The organism is Parasutterella secunda (genome assembly GCF_024733725.1).
In the GTDB taxonomy this organism is placed as follows: Bacteria; Pseudomonadota; Gammaproteobacteria; order Burkholderiales; family Burkholderiaceae_F; genus Aphodousia; species Aphodousia faecalis.
In genome coordinates, this window is sequence record NZ_JANRHP010000020.1 from 1 (window position 1) to 744 (window position 744).

At 43.5% G+C, this 744-nt stretch carries 1 protein-coding gene; it reads right to left on the bottom strand.

Annotated elements, in window-relative coordinates:
• A partial coding sequence (locus NW199_RS08700; protein ID WP_507237025.1) for a nuclease/transposase family protein occupies positions 1-671 on the bottom strand: 671 nt, incomplete at its 3' end.
• Between the last annotated feature and the right edge of the window lie 73 nt (positions 672-744).

Sequence of the window (744 nt, forward strand, 5' to 3'; positions counted from 1 at the left end):
GACGCAAATGTAGGATTACTCTCCCCATTACTCGATGGTTTCAATATCACATATCCCGCGTCTCTCAGGAGCTGTTTCACACCTTCCAGAGTTTTAATCACCTCTGTCGGAATATGTTTTTCTTCTTCCAGGTCTGCGCATTGCAACAACAATGCGCTCATCACATCACGTTGTATCCACTCCGAGCTCTCACCCAAACTGTGCCAACGTTCATTGAGCGACTTCTTCCGATATTGATCCGTATACGGATCATATTGGCTAAGTTTTAATTTATAGGGTTTTACTTCAGTTACCTTTAAACCGGCGCTTTCAGCCTTGCTCTTCAGTCTTTCAATAAAACCCGAGATGCCGCTTTTACCTAAACTTTTTCCAAAATGACCTCTCTGAAAGGCCTTCCATTGGTTCTTTTCTACACGAATGTCTCCAGCCATGGACAGCAATAAATTGATGAGCTGTCCATGTTCACATCGACGAGTGGCCGCCGCTTTTCGATGGCATTCTTGTAAACGTTGGATGCGTTTTTCATAACCTTTTGTTTTCTTTAATACGCAACCCTTTCTTAATGTTCCGTCGCTTTCATAACAGTCCGGATTACTCTTTCTCAGACTCCTGTCCATTGAGCGTTGTATGCAACGTAACCTCTTTTCGTCTACTTGTGCGGTCGGAGACACTTTAATTTTCCCAGCCCAAACATCACTAAAAACAGCGATTGTTTGAGGTCCGGGATCAATTGATAGGCGTTCA